The sequence below is a fragment of the Virgibacillus proomii genome, assembly GCF_900162615.1.
Taxonomy (GTDB): Bacteria; Bacillota; Bacilli; order Bacillales; family Amphibacillaceae; genus Virgibacillus; species Virgibacillus proomii.
The window spans coordinates 2,347,724-2,369,922 of sequence record NZ_FUFN01000010.1 but is presented as its reverse complement, the minus strand read 5'-3'; the positions used below and the strand labels follow the sequence as shown (position 1 = coordinate 2,369,922).

The 22,199-nt window shown below is 36.8% G+C and carries 18 protein-coding genes and 1 other annotated feature; of the genes, 15 read left to right on the top strand and 3 right to left on the bottom strand.

Annotation, left to right across the window (positions count from 1 at the left end; translation table 11 throughout):
- Nucleotide 1: 1 nt before the first annotated feature.
- The 4 genes from hemB to BN1066_RS18490 all read left to right on the top strand — a co-directional run bounded on the left by hemB (nucleotide 2) and on the right by BN1066_RS18490 (nucleotide 5,664).
- Nucleotides 2–988 (top strand): porphobilinogen synthase, encoded by a 987-nt coding sequence (hemB, locus tag BN1066_RS18505; RefSeq protein WP_425445288.1) that lies wholly within the window; start codon nucleotides 2–4, stop codon nucleotides 986–988.
- A gap of 12 nt (nucleotides 989–1,000) precedes the next feature.
- Complete coding sequence (gene hemL / locus BN1066_RS18500; protein WP_077321153.1) at nucleotides 1,001–2,296, top strand: glutamate-1-semialdehyde 2,1-aminomutase; 1,296 nt, start codon at nucleotides 1,001–1,003, stop codon at nucleotides 2,294–2,296.
- Nucleotides 2,297–2,876: 580 nt separating this feature from the next.
- On the top strand, nucleotides 2,877–4,127 hold the full coding sequence (locus BN1066_RS20395; protein WP_179104432.1) for a LysM peptidoglycan-binding domain-containing protein: 1,251 nt from the start codon (nucleotides 2,877–2,879) through the stop codon (nucleotides 4,125–4,127).
- A 517-nt stretch (nucleotides 4,128–4,644) separates the two neighbouring features.
- Nucleotides 4,645–5,664 carry a phosphotransferase gene (locus BN1066_RS18490; RefSeq protein WP_179104431.1) on the top strand — a complete coding sequence of 340 codons (1,020 nt, stop codon included), beginning with the start codon at nucleotides 4,645–4,647 and terminating at the stop codon, nucleotides 5,662–5,664.
- Here the strand turns inward: BN1066_RS18490 and BN1066_RS18485 are convergent.
- Complete coding sequence (locus BN1066_RS18485; protein ID WP_077321147.1) at nucleotides 5,661–5,849, bottom strand: hypothetical protein; 189 nt, start codon at nucleotides 5,847–5,849, stop codon at nucleotides 5,661–5,663. The genes BN1066_RS18490 and BN1066_RS18485 overlap by 4 nt on opposite strands.
- A 544-nt stretch (nucleotides 5,850–6,393) precedes the next feature.
- Nucleotides 6,394–6,686, top strand: a binding site (T-box leader).
- Nucleotides 6,687–7,276: 590 nt separating this feature from the next.
- Here BN1066_RS18485 and BN1066_RS18480 point away from each other — a divergent pair.
- The gene (locus BN1066_RS18480; RefSeq protein ID WP_077321146.1) at nucleotides 7,277–9,922 is read left to right on the top strand and encodes a valine--tRNA ligase; all 2,646 of its coding nucleotides are present in this window, start codon (nucleotides 7,277–7,279) and stop codon (nucleotides 9,920–9,922) included.
- Between the two features lie 53 nt (nucleotides 9,923–9,975).
- Here BN1066_RS18480 and BN1066_RS18475 read toward each other — a convergent pair whose 3' ends face one another.
- Together BN1066_RS18475 and BN1066_RS18470 are read right to left on the bottom strand one after the other, a co-directional pair.
- Nucleotides 9,976–10,845 carry an ATP-grasp domain-containing protein gene (locus tag BN1066_RS18475; protein ID WP_077321144.1) on the bottom strand — a complete coding sequence of 290 codons (870 nt, stop codon included), beginning with the start codon at nucleotides 10,843–10,845 and terminating at the stop codon, nucleotides 9,976–9,978.
- Nucleotides 10,846–10,861: 16 nt separating this feature from the next.
- Nucleotides 10,862–11,761: an ATP-grasp domain-containing protein gene (locus BN1066_RS18470; RefSeq protein WP_077321142.1), complete on the bottom strand. Its 900-nt coding sequence runs from the start codon at nucleotides 11,759–11,761 to the stop codon at nucleotides 10,862–10,864.
- A 150-nt stretch (nucleotides 11,762–11,911) separates the two neighbouring features.
- Between BN1066_RS18470 and BN1066_RS18465 the strand changes: the two genes are divergently transcribed.
- The 10 genes from BN1066_RS18465 to BN1066_RS18420 all read left to right on the top strand — a co-directional run bounded on the left by BN1066_RS18465 (nucleotide 11,912) and on the right by BN1066_RS18420 (nucleotide 21,647).
- Entirely contained in the window at nucleotides 11,912–13,183 is a 1,272-nt protein-coding gene (locus tag BN1066_RS18465; protein ID WP_077321548.1) for a bifunctional folylpolyglutamate synthase/dihydrofolate synthase, read from the top strand.
- 103 nt (nucleotides 13,184–13,286) lie between these two features.
- Complete coding sequence (locus BN1066_RS18460; protein ID WP_077321140.1) at nucleotides 13,287–14,180, top strand: SPOR domain-containing protein; 894 nt, start codon at nucleotides 13,287–13,289, stop codon at nucleotides 14,178–14,180.
- 165 nt (nucleotides 14,181–14,345) lie between these two features.
- On the top strand, nucleotides 14,346–15,032 hold the full coding sequence (gene radC, locus BN1066_RS18455; RefSeq protein ID WP_077321547.1) for a RadC family protein: 687 nt from the start codon (nucleotides 14,346–14,348) through the stop codon (nucleotides 15,030–15,032).
- Nucleotides 15,033–15,615: 583 nt separating this feature from the next.
- The gene (locus BN1066_RS18450) at nucleotides 15,616–16,656 is read left to right on the top strand and encodes a rod shape-determining protein (RefSeq protein WP_077321138.1); all 1,041 of its coding nucleotides are present in this window, start codon (nucleotides 15,616–15,618) and stop codon (nucleotides 16,654–16,656) included.
- A 13-nt stretch (nucleotides 16,657–16,669) separates the two neighbouring features.
- Nucleotides 16,670–17,554 carry a rod shape-determining protein MreC gene (gene mreC, locus BN1066_RS18445; RefSeq protein ID WP_077321136.1) on the top strand — a complete coding sequence of 295 codons (885 nt, stop codon included), beginning with the start codon at nucleotides 16,670–16,672 and terminating at the stop codon, nucleotides 17,552–17,554.
- Nucleotides 17,554–18,093: a rod shape-determining protein MreD gene (gene mreD, locus BN1066_RS18440; RefSeq protein WP_077321134.1), complete on the top strand. Its 540-nt coding sequence runs from the start codon at nucleotides 17,554–17,556 to the stop codon at nucleotides 18,091–18,093. The genes mreC and mreD overlap by 1 nt, the downstream gene beginning before the upstream one ends.
- A gap of 77 nt (nucleotides 18,094–18,170) precedes the next feature.
- Nucleotides 18,171–18,860 carry a septum site-determining protein MinC gene (gene minC / locus BN1066_RS18435; RefSeq protein WP_143695878.1) on the top strand — a complete coding sequence of 230 codons (690 nt, stop codon included), beginning with the start codon at nucleotides 18,171–18,173 and terminating at the stop codon, nucleotides 18,858–18,860.
- Nucleotides 18,853–19,653 carry a septum site-determining protein MinD gene (gene minD / locus BN1066_RS18430; protein ID WP_077321132.1) on the top strand — a complete coding sequence of 267 codons (801 nt, stop codon included), beginning with the start codon at nucleotides 18,853–18,855 and terminating at the stop codon, nucleotides 19,651–19,653. The genes minC and minD overlap by 8 nt, the downstream gene beginning before the upstream one ends.
- A gap of 370 nt (nucleotides 19,654–20,023) precedes the next feature.
- Entirely contained in the window at nucleotides 20,024–20,791 is a 768-nt protein-coding gene (locus BN1066_RS18425) for a M23 family metallopeptidase (protein ID WP_077321545.1), read from the top strand.
- Entirely contained in the window at nucleotides 20,781–21,647 is an 867-nt protein-coding gene (locus BN1066_RS18420) for a M50 family metallopeptidase (protein ID WP_077321130.1), read from the top strand. Before BN1066_RS18425 ends, BN1066_RS18420 begins: the two co-directional genes overlap by 11 nt.
- The last annotated feature ends 552 nt before the right edge of the window (nucleotides 21,648–22,199 follow it).

Genomic DNA, 22,199 nt, shown 5'->3' with positions numbered 1-22,199 from the left:
CGTGATTAAAACGCCGGAATTTGCTCGTCATCGGAGATTAAGAAATTCTCAAGCGATGCGAGATTTAGTAAGAGAAACACATTTACATGTTGATGATTTTATTTATCCAATGTTTGTTGTAGACGGAGAAAACATCAAACGAGAGGTCCCATCTATGCCAGGGGTATATCAGGTTTCAATAGATTTATTAGCTGAAGAAGTAGAAGAACTTGAACAACTAGATATAAAGGCTTTAATTCTATTTGGTGTACCTAAGGAAAAAGATGAGCAAGGTACGGGCGCTTTTGTAGAAGACGGTATTGTACAAGAAGCAACGAGATTAATTAAGAAGGAATTCCCGACGATGCTTGTACTTGCAGATACATGTTTATGTGAATATACATCACATGGTCATTGCGGTGTAATTCATAATCAAGATGTGGATAATGATGCATCATTAAAATTATTGGCAAAAACAGCAGTTTCACAAGCAAAGGCTGGAGCGGATATTATCGCACCATCTAATATGATGGATGGATTTGTAGCAGTTATTAGAAAAGCATTGGACGAGGCTGGCTATACAGAAATTCCGATTATGTCGTATGCCGTTAAATATGCTTCTTCATTTTATGGTCCATTTCGTGATGCAGCAGATAGCACACCACAGTTTGGTGACAGAAAAACATATCAAATGGATCCAGCTAATCGATTAGAAGCAATTCGAGAAGCAAAATCAGATGTCGCTGAAGGTGCAGACTTTTTAATCGTGAAGCCGGCTTTAGCCTATTTAGACATCGTTAGAGAAGTAAGAAATAATTTTGATGTACCTATAGTAGCTTATAATGTTAGTGGTGAATATGCGATGGTTAAAGCTGCAGCACAGAATGGCTGGATTGATGAACAAGCGCTTGTCATGGAAAAGCTGGTGTCGATGAAGCGTGCTGGAGCAGATCTTATCATTACCTATTTTGCAAAAGATGCAGCAAGATGGTTGAAAAATAAGAAATAGGGGGATTTATGGATGGCTAATTTTACGAAATCAGTAGATGCTTATAAAGAAGCAGTAAATTTGATGCCTGGTGGTGTAAACTCACCTGTACGTGCATTTAAGTCCGTTGGGATGTCACCTATTTTTATGGATTCAGGAAAGGGCTCTAAAATCACGGATATTGACGGTAATGAATACATTGATTATGTATTGAGCTGGGGTCCATTGATTTTAGGTCATGCGGATGAACGTGTCGTAACAAAGCTAAAAGAAATAGCAGAAAAAGGGACAAGCTTCGGTGCGCCAACTTTACTGGAAAATGAACTTGCACAATTAGTAATTGAACGTGTGCCGTCAGTCGAAGTTGTGCGAATGGTCAACTCGGGAACAGAGGCCACGATGAGTGCCTTACGGGTTGCTAGGGGCTACACGGGTAGAGATAAAATTGTTAAGTTTGAAGGAAGTTATCATGGACATGGAGATTCGCTTTTGATTAAAGCAGGTTCGGGTGTAGCAACACTTGGGCTTCCTGATAGTCCTGGTGTACCAAAATCCATCGCACAAAATACGATTACTGTACCGTACAATGATTTAGACGGTGTACGCGATGCTTTTAAAAATTATGGAGATGATATTGCTGCTGTCATCCTTGAGCCTGTTTGTGGTAATATGGGGGTCGTACCACCAAAAGCCGGCTTTTTACAAGGTTTAAGAGAGATTACGCAACAACATGGTACATTGTTAATCTTTGATGAAGTAATGACAGGTTTTCGGGTTGACTATAATTGTGCTCAAGGGCATTTTGGGGTTACACCGGATATGACTTGTCTTGGTAAAGTAATTGGTGGCGGTTTGCCAGTGGGTGCATTTGGCGGTAAACGGGAAATAATGGAAAAGGTAGCACCAACCGGTCCAATCTACCAAGCAGGTACGTTATCTGGAAATCCATTGGCTATGACAGCAGGTCTTGAAACATTAAAGGCGTTAGATAAATCCGCTTATGAAAAAATTAATCAAAAGGTAGACCGATTAGTGGCAGGTTATAAGGAAGCTAGTGAAAAGTATGATATTCCACTTCATATAAATCGTGCTGGTTCAATGATGGGTGTCTTTTTTACTAATAAAGAAGTAATTAATTTTGCAACTGCTCAAACTGCTAATCTCGATCATTTTGCAAAATATTACCGTCTCATGATCGAACAAGGTGTCTTCTTACCGCCATCACAATTTGAAGGTCTATTCTTATCTACTGCACATACAGATGAGGATATCGAACATACTGTTCAAGCGATTGATTTTGCTTTTTCAAAATTAAATGACACAAATTAAACAGGATTTTCATTCATAATTCTTTTTCCTCCTTAGGTAGACAGATTAAATTAAAAAATCTGATTGCTTAGGAGGATTTTTATTTTATAACCGTATTCTCTTCTAGTTTAGAGCATGTATTAACAACAGAACCGTAAGAAATGGCAATAAAGAAAAACATGGCTATGGTAAGTGTAACGTAGATGATAGCCCTAGTTAGCTTACACTTAAAATCTGAATTTTTTCATACCATTGAGATATCTCCTTAAAAATTCTATCCTTCTTTAATTTGTATTTGCAACACGTCAGTGGCTTAAGTGTTAGCCTAGTTGCACTTGTCATTGAATATTAAAATCGCTACTGCTTTGTCTGATTTTCAGTATGTAACGTACCAAGAAATAATGTGAGGTGTTATTTTTGATCGGCTGTTTAAACACATCTTCCATATGAGAAAGCAGATGTTCTATTTCGAATGTTAGCATTTCTCTTTTGTACGTTATAGATTGGATTGAAAGGCATATCCGAATGATCTAATTCATATAAATGGAATTAGGTATTTACATCATATATGCCACCATATGATGGAGAGGGGGAAAAGCACGTGACAAACGATAGTTCGGTATTTCGTTTTGAATTGAATGAAACGCTCTACTTTGAAAAAGGACAGGAAGTAAATGAAATGAGAGGTGTTTCTTTAGAACCGGACATTTCCATTCATTCCTTTCACGATTATATTACAATCAAAGGGATTATTGAGTTGAAAGGAGAGTATGAAAAAAGCGATCGTTTTCAAGTGGAAGGAGATATAGAAACGGATGATTTTCATGCTAAGCGGTATGTAGAAGCAGTGGAAGAAATGGATAACGATCTTGCCATTTTTTCCCATCGTTTTCCGGTAGAAATTTCTGTACCAGTAAACCGAGTAGCTGATCTAAACGACGTCAGCGTTTATATTCAAAGTTTTGATTACGAAATCCCAGAACCGTCTATGTTCCGCTTATATTCCACGATTGAAATCCATGGTCTCAATAGATACGGTGAAATCAGCCAATCCGAAAATAATAGTGAATTAGATTCTGTACTTTCGGATATGGATAGAGAAACGGAGAGTAACACAGATGTAGAGGAGGAGCAATTCCAATTTGAATTAAAGCGTCCAGATGAAGAAATGATGGAGGAGCAGCCAAAAGAAGCAGTGGATTTGCCAATGTTTTCTACGGATGAAGAACAGGATCAGGAGACCGATAGAAATAGTAATTTGAATGATGCAATTGTTGAAGAAACAACGAAAGAGGAAGCAAAAGACATCGTACAAGAAGAGACGAAACGGAAAGAAAATCAGGAAGAAAAAGAATCTACGAGCAAAGACGATAAAGAAACCGACGAGACTGGAAGATGGAAATATAAAGAGACTAAATCATTAAAAGAATTTTTTGCCAACACTTCTAAGGATAAAGCGGAAGAGGTAGATGACGAAGAAGATGAATATGATGAGGAAGATTTACATGACGAAGATGAAGTGTACGATGATGAAGACTTACACGATGATGATCATGATATAGAAAGAAAAAAAGCAAAAGATGTTTCACCAGAGATAAGAGAAAATAGTGATAATCAGGAAGATAACGAACGAGTACGAGCTGTTAGTTATTTGTCGGATATGTTTAGTGATTCAGAAGAGGAAAGTTTTACAAGGATGCGGCTTTGTATAGTGCAAGAACAGGACACGATTGATTCCATTGCTGAACGGTATCAGGTTTCTGCACTGCAGCTAATTAAACTAAATCGATTAGATGAAGATTATGATGTGAAAGAAGGACAATTATTATATATACCGCATAAGAAAAAATAAAATCGTCCATCCGTCGGAATAATGGAAATTCCTACGGATGGTTTATTGAATTTTTGTTTATCCCGCATGTAAGGTGCCGTAAGCCTCCCACTACAAGAGCTTGAGTTGATATAACTGGGTGTAAGTGGAAGAAACGGCACCTAAATGCCCGATTGGTTCAACTAACATTTCTTGGGAAAGGCATTCCAAGAAATGAAGTTTCACTTTATCTCATGCCCTTTCTATTTCTGTGATAGAAAGGGTATGAAGTTAGTAGAATTAATTCAAACATAAAATTTTATGATTCATATAAGTGCTGTAGCTAAACACCTACGTGAGAAAATTGTTGCGTTCTCTTATTTTCGTGACAGGTTAGAACACAAATAATAGTTTGTGGATACAGCAAAGTATTGCCATCGTATTAAGTTCTCTTTACATCGTGCACATTTTTAAAAAAATCAAATTGGGTCAAGTAAACAAACAATGAAAAAGGAATTCTCATGTCTAACATAAGCATTGGAATTAGGTGGTGACAAATGTGGAGGACATAAAAACAGTTTTGCAAGCATATTCGGTTCAGCCATTTTACATTGAAAAGAAAACAGACCACCTCTATTGGGTACAGGATCATCAGCAGCAATATGCATTAAAGCAGAGTCACTTAACTCTTGAGCTGATACCGATGTGGGAAAAGGTATACAGAGAAGCATATGAACAAAATCTATACGCTGTTTTACCTGTATATTTAACGAGACAGGGAAATATTTATCAGTACTATAAAGGTAGTATCTATTATTTAACACCTTGGAGAGGCGAAGCGGTAACTACATTTGATAAGCTAACAGCGGAAAGATTCTTTCACAACATTGGCAGGGTGCATGCTAAAACAAAACAGTCACATTTGATTGAGACAGAGGACTTTTCAGCAACCTTTCAACAATATAGAGACCATTGTAAACAGTTGAAACAACAACTGCTCGGTTTTGTTGAACAATACGAAAAGAACCGTTATATGTCCCCATTGGAATTACTTATTTGTACCCAATACAGAGATATTGATTTTTGCTTACAGGAGAGCATCCGGCGAATCGATCAACTCATTTATGAACAGGAGACGGAAAAAGATTGGAATTACAGTCTCTGTCATGGGAACATATACGCATCACATATCCTGAAAAACAAAGAGCAGCTCTACTTGATAAATTGGGAAAAAGCAAGGTTTGATTATCCTGTTTATGATTTAGCTGACTTTTTCAAACACGAAACAAACCATTATGATACGCCTACGGATACATTTTTACAAGCATTTGAATCTTATATGAATGAAAATAAATTATCTAAAAAAGAGCTTTATTTACTTATTATCCAATTGTTAGATGCACAACCATACTTAAATCAATTAGAAATGCATGCCAGATCTAAAAAAACAATGATTGAGCAAATCGTTGAATTGCAATACGAATTTCGCCGGATATTATTTGGGTTGCATTTTTCTGCTTATGTTGAGAATAAATACGACACATTGGATTTGGATGATTTAGATGATGAGGAAGATTAAATCCATTCCAAGTAAAACGCAATAAATAGACCAACAAGGATGCCTAATAAAAACACATCAAGCGTAGTCGGAAAAAACAGTGTACGAATTAATTGAAAAATTAATATCGGTAAGGTTACCCTTTCAATGATGATAATACAGTTTCTCGCCCAAGGCGGAAGTCGGTACCGATAATAGCGTGCCATTTTTATTCGCCTCGCTTTCACGTGATTTTGAATATGTAATATACTATATGTATAGAAACAGGTTAGTTGTGCAAACCTTATAAGGATGTTCAAAAAATCAGGTCAAAAACAAAGAATTCCCGCTGGCATACCCCCATCTTTTGTTGTTTAGGAAACGATATCTGTTCCCACATAGTGGACAACTTTTTTGAAAAAGTAGCTTCGTCGTCTAGTTTAAGCTTCCGAACGAACGAGCCAATTTCGCTCTTTTTCCTATAATAAGTAACATCGGCTGCTAAAACCCTGCTTCGTTTGGGGCGAAAGGCAGAGGAGCTACGGCAGCTATACATCGCGATTTTTCAAGAACAAGCAGGACTACGATAGTAATACACCGAGGTTTTTCAAGAACGTCTGCGAACTGAGCCTTTGATCTACTGTTTCAAGGAGAAAAAGTTTTCCTTGAATGCAGTTTCTCTTTCTAGCTCTTGTTCATACCAACTAATAGAAAGAGTTGACGGAACTATAGATTACATATAAAATAAATTTATTCCTAATATAATTTCGTCTAAATGTGTAGAGTGGGAAGAGTACAGAAAAATTGTCACAAAGAAAGGGAAATCAAAGGCTGAAAGTTTCCTTGACGGATGATCTGGAAGGTCGCCCATGAACAGCTTCTTTGAACAAAGCTTTGCGGGTTTGTCTAAGGCTTTAGTAGAAGGAGCCGGTTTGTATACCGTTATCAACCAATGAAGTGTGTATACTGCATTTTTTCTTATTGTCAAAGATGATTTGTGAGAGGCCAAAAAAGTATACAAATAAAGGTGGTACCACGGAAAGCATACCCTTTTCGTCCTTTCTTTAAGGATGAAAAGGGTTTTTTTATACTATGGAAAGTATAAAATATTAGGCTTTATCCCGCATGTAAGGTGCCGTAAGTTTCCCACTTCAAGTCCTGAATTGATACAAAAGAGTCTAAGTGGCAAAAAAACGGCACCTAAATGCCCGAGTGGTTCAAGGGCCTTTAGGTCATACCCTTGTGGTACTAACATTCAGCAGGAGAGGGAAGAAAACTCCTACTGAATGAAGTTTGGACTTTATCGTATAAGAAAACGATAGCTTTTGCCATAAAGATTGGCGACAAGCTAAGTTTTTCTAATGTTAGAAAGGAGAAACTTTAGTGCTAAAGAATAATACGGCTTAGGGAATATCCTAAGATGAAGTGAGGCTGGGCTGCTGCTTGACTAAAACTTATCGTCAACTGATTAATTATACGCTATAAAATTATATAGAAGTTGATTCAATGCCGTATGTTTCTTAGGTACAACTTGCATATTATCTCTACCAGCGGTTAGTTAAATTGAGAAAAATGCAAATATTCGTCTATAATGTTCTAAGTTTCCAGCTGGAACATAGGAAAAAATTACTTTATCAATTAAGGAGGAATTATGATGAGTGAAGAACAAAAACCATCACTTTCTGCTAAATATAATCCACACGAAGTAGAAAAAGGGCGTTATCAGTTTTGGTTAGAAGGAAAGTATTTTGAAGCAACAAATGATAAAGAAAAGGAGCCGTTTTCTATTGTTATACCACCACCAAACGTTACTGGTCGCTTACATCTAGGTCACGCTTGGGATACAACGATGCAAGATACGATTTCACGGATGAAGCGAATGCAAGGCTATGATGTACTGTGGCTGCCGGGAATGGATCATGCCGGTATTGCTACACAGGCAAAAGTAGAAGCTAAATTAAAGGAAGAGGGGACGAATCGTTATGAATTAGGAAGAAAAAAATTCCTTGAAAAAGCTTGGGAATGGAAGGAAGAATATGCTAAGTTTATCCGCAAACAGTGGGGAAAGTTAGGTCTTAGCTTAGATTACTCCAGAGAGCGATTTACTTTAGATGAAGGTTTGTCGGATGCAGTAAAAGAAGTATTCGTTAAACTGTACGAAGAAGGGTTGATTTACCGGGGCGAATATATTATCAACTGGGATCCGGAAACGAAAACGGCTTTATCTGATATCGAAGTAATTTATGAGGAAGTTCAGGGGAAATTCTATCATATGCGCTACCCGTTGAAGGATGGTGAAGAAACGATTGAAATTGCGACAACACGTCCTGAAACGATGCTGGGAGATACGGCTGTAGCTGTACATCCAAATGATGAAAGATACAAGCATTTAATTGGTAAAAAGGTAATTTTACCGATTGTTGGCCGTGAAATTGAAATTATCGCTGATGAATATGTTGATATGGAATTTGGTTCCGGAGCAGTAAAAATAACCCCTGCCCATGATCCAAATGACTTTGAAATTGGTAACCGTCATAATTTGGAACGTATATTAGTTATGAATGAAGATGGATCCATGAACGAAAACGCTGGAAAATATGAAGGTTTAGATCGGTTTGCTTGTAGAAAACAAATTGTCAAAGATCTTCAAGAACAAGGGATATTGTTTAAAATTGAAGACCATGTTCACCAAGTCGGTCATTCAGAGCGGAGCGGAGCTGTTGTAGAACCGTATCTTTCTACACAATGGTTTGTTAAAATGCAGCCGTTGGCAGATGCGGCGATTAAATTGCAACAGGGAGAAGAAAAGGTTAACTTTGTTCCCAAACGTTTTGAACGAACGTATTTAAATTGGATGGAAAATATACGCGACTGGTGTATTTCCCGTCAATTATGGTGGGGACACAGAATTCCTGCTTGGTATCATAAAGAAACAAATGAAATTTATGTTGGTAAAGAACCTCCAGTTGATATTGAAAATTGGGAGCAAGATGAAGATGTTTTAGATACATGGTTTTCATCAGCATTATGGCCGTTTTCTACAATGGGATGGCCAAATACGGATGCAGAGGACTTCAAACGTTATTTTCCGACTGGTGTTCTTGTTACAGGCTATGATATTATCTTTTTCTGGGTTGCTAGAATGATTTTTCAATCGAAGCATTTTACGAAGCAGAAGCCGTTTAATGATGTGCTAATCCATGGATTAATCCGTGACGCAGAAGGAAGAAAAATGAGTAAGTCATTAGGGAATGGTGTTGATCCAATGGATGTCATTGATAAATATGGTGCCGACTCATTGCGGTATTTCTTATTAACAGGGTCAACTCCCGGTCAGGATTTGCGATTTCATTGGGAAAAAGTAGAATCAACTTGGAATTTTGCCAATAAAGTTTGGAATGCATCCCGTTTTTCACTAATGAATTTGGAAGGATTCACTTATGAAGATATTGACTTATCAGGAGAAAAATCGCTTGCTGATAAATGGATTTTGACTCGCTTAAACGAAACCATTGAACATGTTACAAAAAACACGGACAAGTATGAGTTCGGTGAAGCCGGACGTCATCTTTATAATTTCATTTGGGATGAATTATGTGACTGGTATATCGAAATGGCAAAATTACCATTATATGGTGATGATGAGGAAGAAAAACAGACAACTCGCTCTATCCTCGTCTATGTTTTAGATCAAACAATGCGCATGCTTCATCCATTTATGCCATTTATTACGGAAGAAATTTGGCAACAATTACCACACCGAGGCGAGTCGATAACGGTAGCTAAATGGCCAGAGAAACGAGAAGAACTTCACGATGAAAAAGCTGCGAAAGAAATGAAACGACTAGTTGCCATTATTAAGTCCGTCCGTAGTATACGTGCAGAAGTCGATACACCAATATCGAAGCCGATTCAACTTATAATTCAGGCAGAAAGTGACCAAATTGTTCAAGAATTAGAAAGTAACCGTCATTATTTAGAGCGTTTTTGTAATACGAGTGAACTAATTATTTCGGTAAATGTTACAGCTCCAGAAAAAGCGATGACCAGTGTCGTAACGGGTGTAGAATTATTCTTACCGTTAGAAGGTTTAATTGATTTCGATAAGGAAATTGCTAGGCTCGAGAAAGAACTTGCAAAATGGACAAAAGAAGTAGAACGGGTGCAAAAAAAACTTGCCAATCAAGGGTTTATTAATAAAGCACCAGAAGCAATTGTTGAAGAAGAAAAACAAAAAGAAAAAGATTATCTTGATAAACAAGCGAAAGTGCAAGCAAGACTGAATGAACTGAAAGGATAAATTAGCTCTTGATTCGTTCCACAAAGGCAAAGGAAAATGAACAGGCTGGGGGCCTATAATCCCTGCCTGTTCATTAATTGTTCGTTTATATGTTTTACATATAAGCGCAGAAGATTGATATCACTGACAGCACTTAATGTACGAGAACCAACCACATCTTCAATTTCATTAAAAAGTAATTCTCCATTTAAGCCAACTAAAAAATCAATTCCCACCATGTCAAATGGGAAATGGTCCACGATTTTTTGCACCATACGGTATTCCTTTTTCGTTAAGTGATATAAGCTTGCACTCCCTCCCAGCTTATAGTTTGCTCGAAAATCTGTGTGACTTTTTCGTAAAACAGCAGCGATAATATGTTTTCCGATTACAAATACCCGGACATCTTGTCCGTGCCATACCTGACTGGACTGAAGGACGAAATCGGTTGTCGGTAGTGATTTCTTATAAGCTGCATATTCCTGATCATTTTTGATGAAATAAACTTGTTGTCCGCCTCGTCCGCCTACCTCTTTCATAACAAAGGGGTACGGAAATGGCGGATTTGCTGGTAAGTCTAATTTTTTACAATAGACCGTATCAACCATGGGGATACCTAATGAATGAACGTAGTGATGTGTCAATGCTTTATGATTACAAATCGTTGCTATTCGTGCATTGTTACATACCACCACTCCACATGTTTCCAGATGCAGGCTAAGCATTGGATCTATCGTACGGACAACAGCAAAATCTGGTAAGACAGGATGGGTTTTATTTAATAACACAGTATGTTTATTATTCAGAACACCGATAGTTAGATTTTCTCGATGGATAAGTTCAAGCTCGATCGATTGTAAAGCAGCTTCTGTAATGAACCAATCGATGTAGGCCCGATTAATACCAATATCTTTTTTACTATAGATTAACCACCCTTTAAGCATTGTACACTCCTTTCATTCAGTCACTGCCGCTGATTGTATGCAAAATATAGTCTATCATAAAGTCTGCTACATTTATTCCGGTACAGTCGTACAAATTATGAATATGTGCATTGGAGTTAACTTCACAGACAATGGGGTTCTGATCAGGACCTAATAATAAATCTACACCAGCAAAATCAGCACCAATTGCCTTCGTTGCTTTAATTGCCAATTCTTGCTCGATATCATTTGGTTGATAAGCTTCCATCGTTCCACCTGCTGTAACATTGGCCCGAAAATCATTTGCCGATTGACGTTTCATTGCTGCAACAACTTGGTCGCCTACGACATGCAGCCGTAAATCTACACCATAGCTGGAAGTAATAAATTCTTGCAACATAAAAGGATTTGTCCCTAACGTCTCTATTTTTGTCGACAATTCCTGATCTGTATGTACAAGATATACCTGTTCACCAAAAGAACCAAATGCTTCTTTAACAATCATAGGGAAGCCAAACGCCTCGACGGCTGATTGAATAATCGTTTTTTTAACCTCAGTTGCAAAAAATGTCTTTGGATAAATAATCGTTCTTGGAATAGGCAAGTTGACTGCCGCTAGTTTTTGATAGGTAGCAATTTTATCATCACTGATTCGAATCGCCTCTGATTGATTAAATACAGGTATGCCAAGCAACTCCAGCTGTTTTGCTAAGTAAATATCTTTATCCGTAAAGACAACATAATCCGGTAGCATCTGTAAATGGTCTACTAAAATTTGCGAATTATTTTTTGCTATATAAGCGAGCACATCCCTATTTGAAAAAATAGTAGCCTTGCTTCCTTTCTGTTCTGCCGCTGATTGAATCCATTCAGCAAAGTCAATAAATTTATTTCCTGGTAAACTATCATTATATATAATCCAACCATTTTTGTGCATGTTTTCGTTCCTTTCTGATATACTGATAAACATCGACAGAATTAGCATGGATGGAACCAATACTTAGTAATGTTTGAATGTATAGGAAATCCGTTTTTACTGGACACATCTAAAAAACATTTATGAGAGGATTGTACATAATTGCAAGCAATGAAGCAAATAGAAGCATTTTTAACAAAACGAAAAAAGTTAGGAATAAAGCCTGGATTAGAGCGAATGGAGCTATTGCTCAAGTTGCTTCAACATCCGGAGCGTCAACTAACTGCTATTCATATTGCTGGAACGAATGGAAAAGGGTCTACCTCTGAATATATCAAGCAGGGACTCCAAGCAAACGGCTATAAGGTGGGGGTGTTTACGTCGCCTAGTTTAACAGGGTTACGTGGCCATATTGTTTTTGAAAATGAACCTATTTCTGAAAAATCCTTTTTAGTCAGTTGGGAAGAAGTTTACCCGGCTATCGAGTCACTAGATGAAAAAGGAATGCACCCAACGGAGTTTGAAATCTTAACTGCCATTGCATTTCTCTTTTTTTCAAGACATGCAGAAATTGCAGTCATCGAAGCAGGAATGGGTGGGAGAGAGGATACAACGAATTGTCTTCACCCCATAATATCGATCATAACAACGATTGCGAAAGATCATACTGCCTTCCTTGGAGATACAATTACAGATATCGCTTCCCATAAAGCTGGTATTATTAAACGAAAAACACCTGTTATTATCGGAGAATTGCCACAAGAAGCGAACGCTGTTGTGAAAGACGAAGGAGTAAGTAAACAGGCACCCATCTATCAGTTAGGAAAGCAATTCTATTTTCGCCAACTTCCTTGTTCAGATAACCAGCAAAACATGGAGTGGAACCTAGCTGGTGAAAAACCAATACAGCTTGCATTATCCATGTATGGAAAGCATCAATTAGCGAATGCCTCACTTGCATTGATGGCTTTACATCTTCTAAGACAGAAAGGGTTAGCATTGGAATTCGTTTGCGTCCAATCAGCGTTTAAAAAAGCGAAATTAGAAGGAAGGTTTGAGTTGGTTTCTCAACAACCACTGGTCATTGTTGATGGGGCACATAATCCTGAAGGTATAAAAGCTTTTAAAGACACGGTAGAAAGCTATTTTCCAAATCGAGAACGTCATCTATTATTTGCAGTATTTAAAGACAAGGATATGGATAGGATGATCGGGCAACTGCAACATACATTTGCATCTATTCATCTTACAACATTTGATCATCCGCGGGCAGCAAGTATTGGTGAATTACAGAAGTTTGAAGTTAAAAATAAGATTCAAATTCATCCTTCATGGATAAAAGCAGTAAAGCAAATGAAGTGTCAAGAAGCTGTTTATTTTATTACTGGATCGATCCATTTTATATCTTTAGTTCGCGCTTATCTAAAACAGCGAAACAAATAAGATTATGTAGAACATTTTCTTAAATCGCTGACAAGCTTCGTCTTACTTTTTAGTCCTGCTATGCTAGAGTTGGGAGGAACTCTACGAGTAGGGAGGAAAGACAGTGAATAAGGACAAGCGTAAAATAACTGTATGGAAGAACGGAAAACAAGTAAAACTGTCGATGCACCAACCAAGCAGTAATGACTATGCTTCTGGAAAGAAAGAGCAAGCTGCTACATTATCCGATATGGACGAAGAACCAATTCCAACGTATACGAGAATAACAATAAATGAGGAACCCGAGCCCAATCCCTTTTTGAAGATGTTAATAAAGTTTAAGCCTGCTATCGTTGCAGTTGTTTCTGCCTTACTTATTGGTTCATTTCTAGGTGTAATGTTATTAAAAATGTTTGTAACTATTGATGATAACGGTAATGCAAGTGGAGAAATTAACGAGGTAACGGCGATTAACAATGATGAAAAACAAACTCATGCAACTTTAACTACTAGCATTGAACCGCTCCAAGCTTTTGTCATACAAGCAGGAGTATTTTCAACCGAAGAAAATGCTAAAAGGTGGCAAGCAACATATCAAGACATTGGTTTTCCTACGATTGTCTGGGAAAAGGATCATCAGTATTACTTATTGTTAGCTGCTGCCCCTACTAAAAATAAAGCGAAAGAGCTCAAGAATCAAGCTGCTTTGTCAAAAATGGATGTGTATGTGAAAGAATGGGAAACGGATAAAAAAGAGCTTGCTTTAACAAAGGAAGAAAGCAAATGGCTTGAGAGTTTTATAAACACGTGGAAAAAAAGTATGGAGCAACAGACATTTGATAACGATACTTGGGCTTCTTTACAAAAAACGGTTCCAGAAGGTTCCAAAAAATTCCAAGATTTATCAGCTTTAATGAAGCAGTACATCAAGATTGAAAATCAAGTTGATCCTTTAGAAACAGGCACGCAATTGTTAAAGTTGTGGCATACACTATTTGTTTCACTGGAAGCAAAATAATTGATCTTGTTTAACGAGTGATTGTCAATTTTACTTTTTCCCTAAAGGATAAAGGAATTTTAAAGTTAAATTGCCCACCTATTTTATTAAAATAGCTGTTTGTCTATGACATTTTTCCTTTGTAAGATATTAGTTATATCTGACAAAGGAGGAGATGTAATAGTGATGTTGCCAATTATGATGAAAGACGTACCAAAGCTTGACCGGCCAAGAGAAAGATTATTAAACATTGGTCCAAAACAATTGTCCAATGCTGAATTGCTCGCTATTATTTTAGTTAGTGGTACAAAGGAAGAATCTGTTATTTCACTTGCCAATCGGGTATTGATGCATTTTGAGGGACTAAAACTATTACGTGATGCAACCATTGAAGAATTAATGACCATTAAAGGGATAGGTACAGCAAAAGGAGTTTGTATTTTAGCGGCTATTGAGTTGGGCAAGCGAATGCAGAATTTAGTCTCGAAGGAGCGGTTTGTCATTCGTTCTCCTAAAGACGGAGCGGACTACGTAATGGAAGAAATGCGTTCATTAAAGCAAGAGCATTTTGTTGCTCTTTTTTTAAACACAAAAAACCAAATTATCCATCGGCAAACGATTTTTATTGGTAGCCTTAACGCCTCTATCGTTCACCCCAGAGAAGTTTACCGTGAAGCCATAAAGCGCTCAGCAGCCTCGATTATTGTAATCCATAATCATCCTTCTGGTGATCCAACTCCTTCTCAAGAAGACATCCATGTTACGAGAAGATTGACCGAATCTGGAAAAATGATCGGTATTGAACTTTTGGACCATATTATTATTGGCGATTGTACATTTACTTCTTTAAGAGAAAAAGGATATATTCACTAATCCATTAAGTTTTTTGGAAACCAACTGTATAAAGTATGTGCTCAAAAGAGGATGAAAAAGCTCAAGATTGGTGATAATTACAAACAACCTCAAAAAACTTTTTCTTGTCGATGTATTCCTTGTTTTTTTACAAATCCCGGTATGAGCACGTCTTGTATGTAGAAGTTCAGTTGGAAGCGTGGTGCAGTTTCGAGTAACCGAAGTGTATGCAGTTAACAATAGGCTTTGAAAAAATTAGCTGCGTCATTTTTTACTGGATTTTTTATACATCCTTTATAAAGAAAGAAGTATCCGATTTAAGATAAATAAAAAACTACGATAAACACTATCTATTTTATATTTTTTTTCGTATAATAATATAGACGAGTCATTAGTAAAGCGCCATTTTTCAATTAGTTATGGAAAGTGGCGCTTGTTGAGCTTATATTTAGAGGAGTAAGTGTATCCCAAGATCGGAGTAGGGATATATAAGCATATAAGAATTGTTTTACTTTTTGTTAAGAAAACGAGATAATAAAAGTTAACTATGGAAATAACTACATAATATTCACTCACATGTATGTTACTGGAAAGGGAGATTTTTTTGGGATTATTTAATTTTTCTCAGGATTTAGGTATAGATTTAGGTACAGCAAATACGCTTGTATTTGTAAAGGGCAAAGGTGTAGTTGTAAGTGAACCTTCTGTAGTGGCAAAAAATAACCGAACAGGAGAAATTGAAGCTGTTGGTAGCTCTGCACGCAATATGATTGGACGTACGCCGGGAAATATTACCGTTATTCGGCCAATGAAAGACGGGGTAATTGCTGATTATGATACGACATCAATTATGATGAAATATTATATTAATAAGGCAATGAAAAACCGTTCGTACTTTGTTAAAAAACCAAATATCATGGTTTGTGTACCCTCTGGAATTACCATGGTTGAAGAAAGAGCGGTTATTGATGCAACAAAACAAGCTGGAGCTAAAGAGGCTTTTCCAATCTCTGAACCTTTTGCAGCGGCTATTGGAGCTGGGCTTCCGGTTTGGGAGCCGACGGGAAGTATGATTGTAGATATTGGTGGTGGAACGACAGAAGTAGCCGTGATTTCTTTAGGAGGCGTAGTTACTAGCCGGTCGATACGAACTGCTGGAGATAATATGGATGAAGCAATTACGAACTATATTCGCAAGTATTATAATTTGATGATAGGTGAAAGAACCGCTGAGTCGATAAAATTACAGATCGGTGTAGCTGGAGAAGTGATAACGAATGAAGAAATTGATATACGAGGTCGTGACCTTTTAACTGGCTTACCAAAAACAATTACTATCACTGCGGAAGAAATTTCCAAGGCGTTAAAGGATACGGTGGATTCCATTGTTGATGCTGTGAAGAACACTTTGGAAAAAACACCACCAGAGCTTGCTGCAGATATAATGGATCGGGGCATCGTGTTGTCTGGCGGAGGTTCCTTACTAAAAAATATAGATAAGGTCATTAGTGAAGAGACAAAAATGCCCGTATTTGTGACGGAGAATCCATTAGAAAGTGTAGCGATTGGTACTGGGAAATCCTTAGAATACATTCAGCATTTCCGATCCCAAGCGAATGTATCCTCTCGCTCTACTATGGAATAAGTTGGTGTAACTTATGTCTTTTTTACGAAAAAAGAAATTATTTATCTTTTTAATCGCCTTCATATTAATTGTAGCGTTAATTGGTTTTTCTTTGAGGGATCGGGAGGACCTGACAATAGTAGAGGAAATTGTCAATGACACAGTTGGTTGGGGGCAAACGATTATTCATGCTCCAATTAATTTTGTAACAAATATCATTACGAATATAGATGACTTTAAAGATACGTATAATGAAAATCGTATTTTAAAAGAAAAATTAGCTGAATATAAAGGACTTATTTATGAAGTTCAAGAGCTTAAAAAGGAAAATGAAGATTTGCGGAATACATTGGAGCTTACAGAGTCGGATTCGATACGGCATTTTAAGCCAATTCAAGCAGCGGTTATTTCGAGGTCACCAGAGCGTTGGTTAGAGCAGATAACGATTAATAAAGGGAAAGACGATGGTGTAAAAGAAAACATGGCTGTCATTACACCAGAAGGAATGGTTGGCAAGGTTATGACGCCGTCTAAAAATACGGCTACCGTACAATTACTTACTGGGTTTGACCAATTTAATCGTATTTCCGGAATGATTTCCCGGGAAGAAGAAAAAAATAATATTTTCGGAATGATTGAAGGGTTTGATAAAGAAAGCAAGCATTTGATCTTTCGGATTATTGAAGAGTCTAAAAAAGATGTTAAAAAAGGCGAATTGGTAGTTTCATCAGGAATGGGAGGTGTCTTTCCTGCTGGGTTACCTATTGGGAAAGTGAAAGAAGTCGTTCCAGACAAATATGGGTTGACAAAAACTGCTTTAGTAGATCCATCCGCAGATATTTATGAGATTAATCATGTTATTGTTGTGGATCGTTCTCTTCAAACGAATAATATAGAAAGTGAAAAGGAGGGTGAGTAATGAAACGTGTATACTTGCCCCTCATCCTTTTTCTAGTCCTTGCTCTTGAAGGCGTGGCATTGGAGTTGCTGCCTGGCAATTTATTAAGAACAGATCTATTGATCGTTCCACATTGGGTATTGGTTATTCTTGTGTTTTTGACGATTTTTTATGATTATGATAGTACGTACTTTTCAGTAATGTATGCATTAATATTTGGCTTGTTAGTTGATATTGTTTATACGGATGTATTAGGTGTATATATGTTTTCATATGCCCTAACCATTTACGCCATTCATAGTATGAAAAAACTATTACACGGTAATATTTTTGTAACAGTTTTATTAGGTACGGGTGGATTAGTACTTAGTGATATTATGATTTATCTTATTTATATGGTTGTTGGATTAACAGATACTGTTTGGGTCGATTACTTATCTAGTCGTCTCTTACCAACCGTATTGTCCAACTTACTCTTTCTGCTCGTTTCATATCCATTTCTTGCTAATAGGCTTATGAATTGGAGAAAAGAGCAAATAAACAAAGACAGTATGCTATAAGGTAGATTTTCTAAATGTATAGAGAGCAGTTCTCAATGCTTAGCCAAATTTTCTAATGGATAAAATGAGGTGAACGTGTGGCACAGGAGAAGAGACAATTAATCACTATGAAAGGTACAAAAGATGGACTAACTTTATTTATCGATGATTCCTGTTCGTTAAATCATGCGTTGCAGGAGTTAAAATATAAAATGAAGGAAAGTAAACCTACAACTACAGGGCCCGTTGTAGCTGTACGAGTGAAATTGGGCGCTCGTTATCTGCGAGAAGAGCAAATATCGGAATTAAGACAGATCATAACAAATGAAAATCGCTTCACCATTCATTCTATTGAATCTGATGTTGTATTACGAGAGGAAGCTCGCCAATGGCAAGCAAATAGTGAAATTAAAGCGGTCAACCGAATTGTCCGTTCTGGCCAAGTCCTTCATGTTACAGGTGATTTATTGCTTATTGGTGATGTGAATCCAGGTGGAAAGGTAATGGCTACTGGTAATATCTACATAATGGGAAACTTGCGTGGTATTGCGCATGCAGGGATCGACGGGGATACGCAAGCATTTATAGCAGCATCTTATATGAACCCTAGTCAATTAAGGATTGCACATTATATAAGTCGTGCTCCGGATTATGAATCTGATGGTGTATATATGGAATGTGGGCTGGTTGATGAAGAGCAAGATAAGATAATTATTGATCGACTCCAGGTTCTTCCACAAAAGCGTAAAGAAATGAACAGATTCGAAAGGAGAATGCAAAATGGGTGAAGCGATCGTTATTACATCTGGAAAAGGTGGAGTCGGAAAAACAACGACTACAGCGAATATAGGTACAGCTTTGGCTTTAATGGAGAAAAAAGTGTGTTTAATTGACACAGATATTGGTTTAAGAAACCTAGATGTTGTCATGGGGCTTGAAAACAGAATTATTTATGACATTGTCGATGTAATTGAAGAAAGATGTAAGTTAAAGCAGGCATTAATCAAAGATAAACGATTCGATTATTTAACATTATTACCGGCTGCTCAAACAAGTGATAAGACTTCTGTAACAACAGATGGAATGAAACGAATTATATCAGAACTCAAACAAGAATATGATTATATTCTTATTGACTGTCCTGCAGGTATTGAACAAGGATTTCAAAATGCGATTGCAGGCGCAGATAAAGCAATTGTTATTACAACACCAGAGAAATCTAGTGTCCGGGATGCAGACCGAATTATTGGGTTATTAGAAAAAGAGGAAGTGGTAGAACCGCCGCGTTTAATTATCAATCGTATACGGAATCATATGATGAAAAATGGAGATATGCTTGATATTGACGATGTACTGCAAATTTTATCCATTGACTTAATTGGCATTGTCATTGATGATGACGAGGTAATTAAAGCATCTAATAAAGGAGAGCCAGTAGCTTTTAAACCAAGCTCGAAAGCATCGATTGCTTATCGTAATATTGCAAGAAGAATACTAGGGGAAACGGTACCTTTACAAAGTTTAGATACTCATAAAGGAATGATGCAAAAGGTAAAAGAGTTTTTTGGAATACGCGCTTAATTTGCATGTGCGCATCTGTTAGATAGTTCACACAATGAATGCTACTGTAGAATGTAGGGGAACCCCTGCATTTTTTATTTCACTATAGGAAAGTTAAAACTTTAGGCTTTATCGTATAAGAAAAACGATAGCTTTCACCTAAAGACTTGGCGACAGGCCAAGTTTTTTTCAATTCTAGGAAATTATATCTACTGCTTACATTGTGAATATTTTTTAAAAAAGGAGTGTTACTGTCTAGCTTAAGGCTAAAGCTGACGAGCAAACTTGGATTACTTCTGGTTTTTATAAAAAATGATTTTCTCATTTCTAACATATATTCTCAAGCTACTTCATAGACTTGTACAAAAGCGTCAGAAGGAATGTGAAGATGATGAGCAAAAGAATTAAGCAGGTACGCCGATCGATTGAACAAAGAAAAAAAGTCCGTGGTATTCAAACAAACGGAATGGCGCAGCAGCAGATGTTTTCTCCTTTTGTACAAGAAGAAGAAAAGCACGGTTATTCGCCTATCTATGATGATTCAGGATCACCTAGCACGATGAAAAGTAAAGTAGTAAGTAATTTTTTATTGAAAGCAATCCTTTCTGTTCTGCTGTTTTTATCTATTGCTATTATTTGGAAAATTAATTTACCTCAGTTAGAAGAACCTAAAGCTTGGTTAACGAATGCCTTGACAGAGGAATTTCCGTTTGCCAAAGTAAATGCGTGGTATCAAGAAACGTTTGGAAACCCTCTAGCACTTTTACCTGAAAGTGATTCAGAGGTCAAATCAAATGATAAACAAGCAATGCCGGTGAATGGAAGCGTGTCTGAATCATTCCAAATGAATGGAACAGGAATAAAAATAACACCAGAAGGAAAAACAGCTGTTACAGCATTAAAACAAGGTGTAGTTATTTTTGCAGGAAATGATCAAAAAACGAAGCAGACAATTATTGTGCAACATCCTGATGATAGTCAAACGACGTATGGTTTTCTAAGTAATATTGATGTTCATTTGTACCAGCATGTATCTGCCAATCAAGCAATTGGTCAATTTCATCCTAGCGAAGAAAATAAATCCGTTTACTTTTCTATCGAAATGGACAACCAATATATCGATCCAGTACAGGTGATTCAAGTTGACGATGTGGAATAATAATCTATTCCCAAAAATTCATTTTCATCCGGTACTACTATTGTTTATTATCATTTCTGTTCTTACTGGTACATTTGTAGAACTGTTTATTTTATTCTCTATCGTTCTGTTTCATGAACTTGGTCATTATTTAATGGCTGTTAAGTTTAACTGGCGAATACGGAAAATAATGCTATGGATATTTGGTGGTGTAATGGATACTGAAGAACACGGAACAAGACCGATTTATGAAGAAATGTTAGTTATTTGTGCAGGGCCATTTCAGCATTTGATTCTTCAGTTTATCATTGTCATCGTCTCAGAAGCCCATTTATTTTCGCAGTCCATTTTGGATTTGCTTTTTTATTATAATACTGTCATCTTTTTATTTAATTTATTACCTATTTTTCCTTTAGATGGGGGGAAATTAGTCCAGTTATTTATATCAAAATATATCCCATACAAAAAAGCCTATTATTTTACAGTTTTCTTTTCCATGGTAGTATGTCTTTTATTGCTTGTATTACAGATTGCAGTATTTTCATTTACATTAAGTACCTTCTTTCTGTTTATTTTTTTATTTATGGAAAATAGAATGGAATGGAAACGGCGAACGTATGCATTTATCCGATTTTTACTTAAACGTTATGAAAAGCATAATAAGCTTAGAAAACAAACGAGTCCAATTCAAGTTATGGCTAGTGACTCTTTAATGGATGTGTTTTCAAATTTTTACCGAGAAAGAAACCATACGATCTATATTAAATATCCTAATCATACAACTCAAGTTTTGCATGAATCTGTATGTTTGCACCATTTTTTTTCTAGAAAGGGTTATATTCAAACAATTGGGGAGGTAGCAGATAAAATGAAGTGAAACTTTATTCCGAGGGCTTCCTTCATTCCCTAAAGCTGATAATTAGATGAAAGGCTATTATCTCGAGCGCCCTGGAAAAAGCGAGATGTGTCCCAAATCGTAGTTTTCCATATCCTCGAAAAAGAAAAGTGCGCTTCACTGCATGCATTGTCTATTTCCGAGGTCTTCTTTGTTTTTTGCCGACCTGAATGAATTAGGCTTTTAGATGTCGTTATCTCCCGCGCTAGACCTCTACCACTTTTGAAATGGGAGTCTTCGGAACCTTAGATACGGGATTTAGTCATACTCCTATATCGTTAATAAATCTATCTGCCGGGGAGGTAAAATAATACGTCACTTTGTTCAACTTTAACAGTTAAATGAATAAAACAAAGTTATTAATAGTTAATAAGATTTACTTTTTCGGTAACGGATAAGTTTCACGTACTCCTAAAAAAAGTTAAATTTTAGGGAACGGAGCTATTTTTTCTGTGTGCTACCTATTAGTCCAAAAGTTTTATTGTAATAATATTACACAACAATCTTGACAAATTATAAACATACATGGTAGCA

Coding starts and splice junctions, on each gene's coding strand:
- BN1066_RS18425 (WP_077321545.1), top strand. CDS start 20,024: ATGAGCAAAAGAATTAAGCAGGTACGCCGATCGATTGAACAAAGAAAA.
- mreC (WP_077321136.1), top strand. CDS start 16,670: ATGTCTTTTTTACGAAAAAAGAAATTATTTATCTTTTTAATCGCCTTC.
- minD (WP_077321132.1), top strand. CDS start 18,853: ATGGGTGAAGCGATCGTTATTACATCTGGAAAAGGTGGAGTCGGAAAA.
- radC (WP_077321547.1), top strand. CDS start 14,346: ATGTTGCCAATTATGATGAAAGACGTACCAAAGCTTGACCGGCCAAGA.
- mreD (WP_077321134.1), top strand. CDS start 17,554: ATGAAACGTGTATACTTGCCCCTCATCCTTTTTCTAGTCCTTGCTCTT.
- BN1066_RS18480 (WP_077321146.1), top strand. CDS start 7,277: ATGAGTGAAGAACAAAAACCATCACTTTCTGCTAAATATAATCCACAC.
- BN1066_RS18470 (WP_077321142.1), bottom strand. CDS start 11,761: ATGCACAAAAATGGTTGGATTATATATAATGATAGTTTACCAGGAAAT.
- hemL (WP_077321153.1), top strand. CDS start 1,001: ATGGCTAATTTTACGAAATCAGTAGATGCTTATAAAGAAGCAGTAAAT.
- BN1066_RS18475 (WP_077321144.1), bottom strand. CDS start 10,845: ATGCTTAAAGGGTGGTTAATCTATAGTAAAAAAGATATTGGTATTAAT.
- BN1066_RS18465 (WP_077321548.1), top strand. CDS start 11,912: ATGAAGCAAATAGAAGCATTTTTAACAAAACGAAAAAAGTTAGGAATA.
- BN1066_RS18485 (WP_077321147.1), bottom strand. CDS start 5,849: ATGGCACGCTATTATCGGTACCGACTTCCGCCTTGGGCGAGAAACTGT.
- BN1066_RS18420 (WP_077321130.1), top strand. CDS start 20,781: ATGTGGAATAATAATCTATTCCCAAAAATTCATTTTCATCCGGTACTA.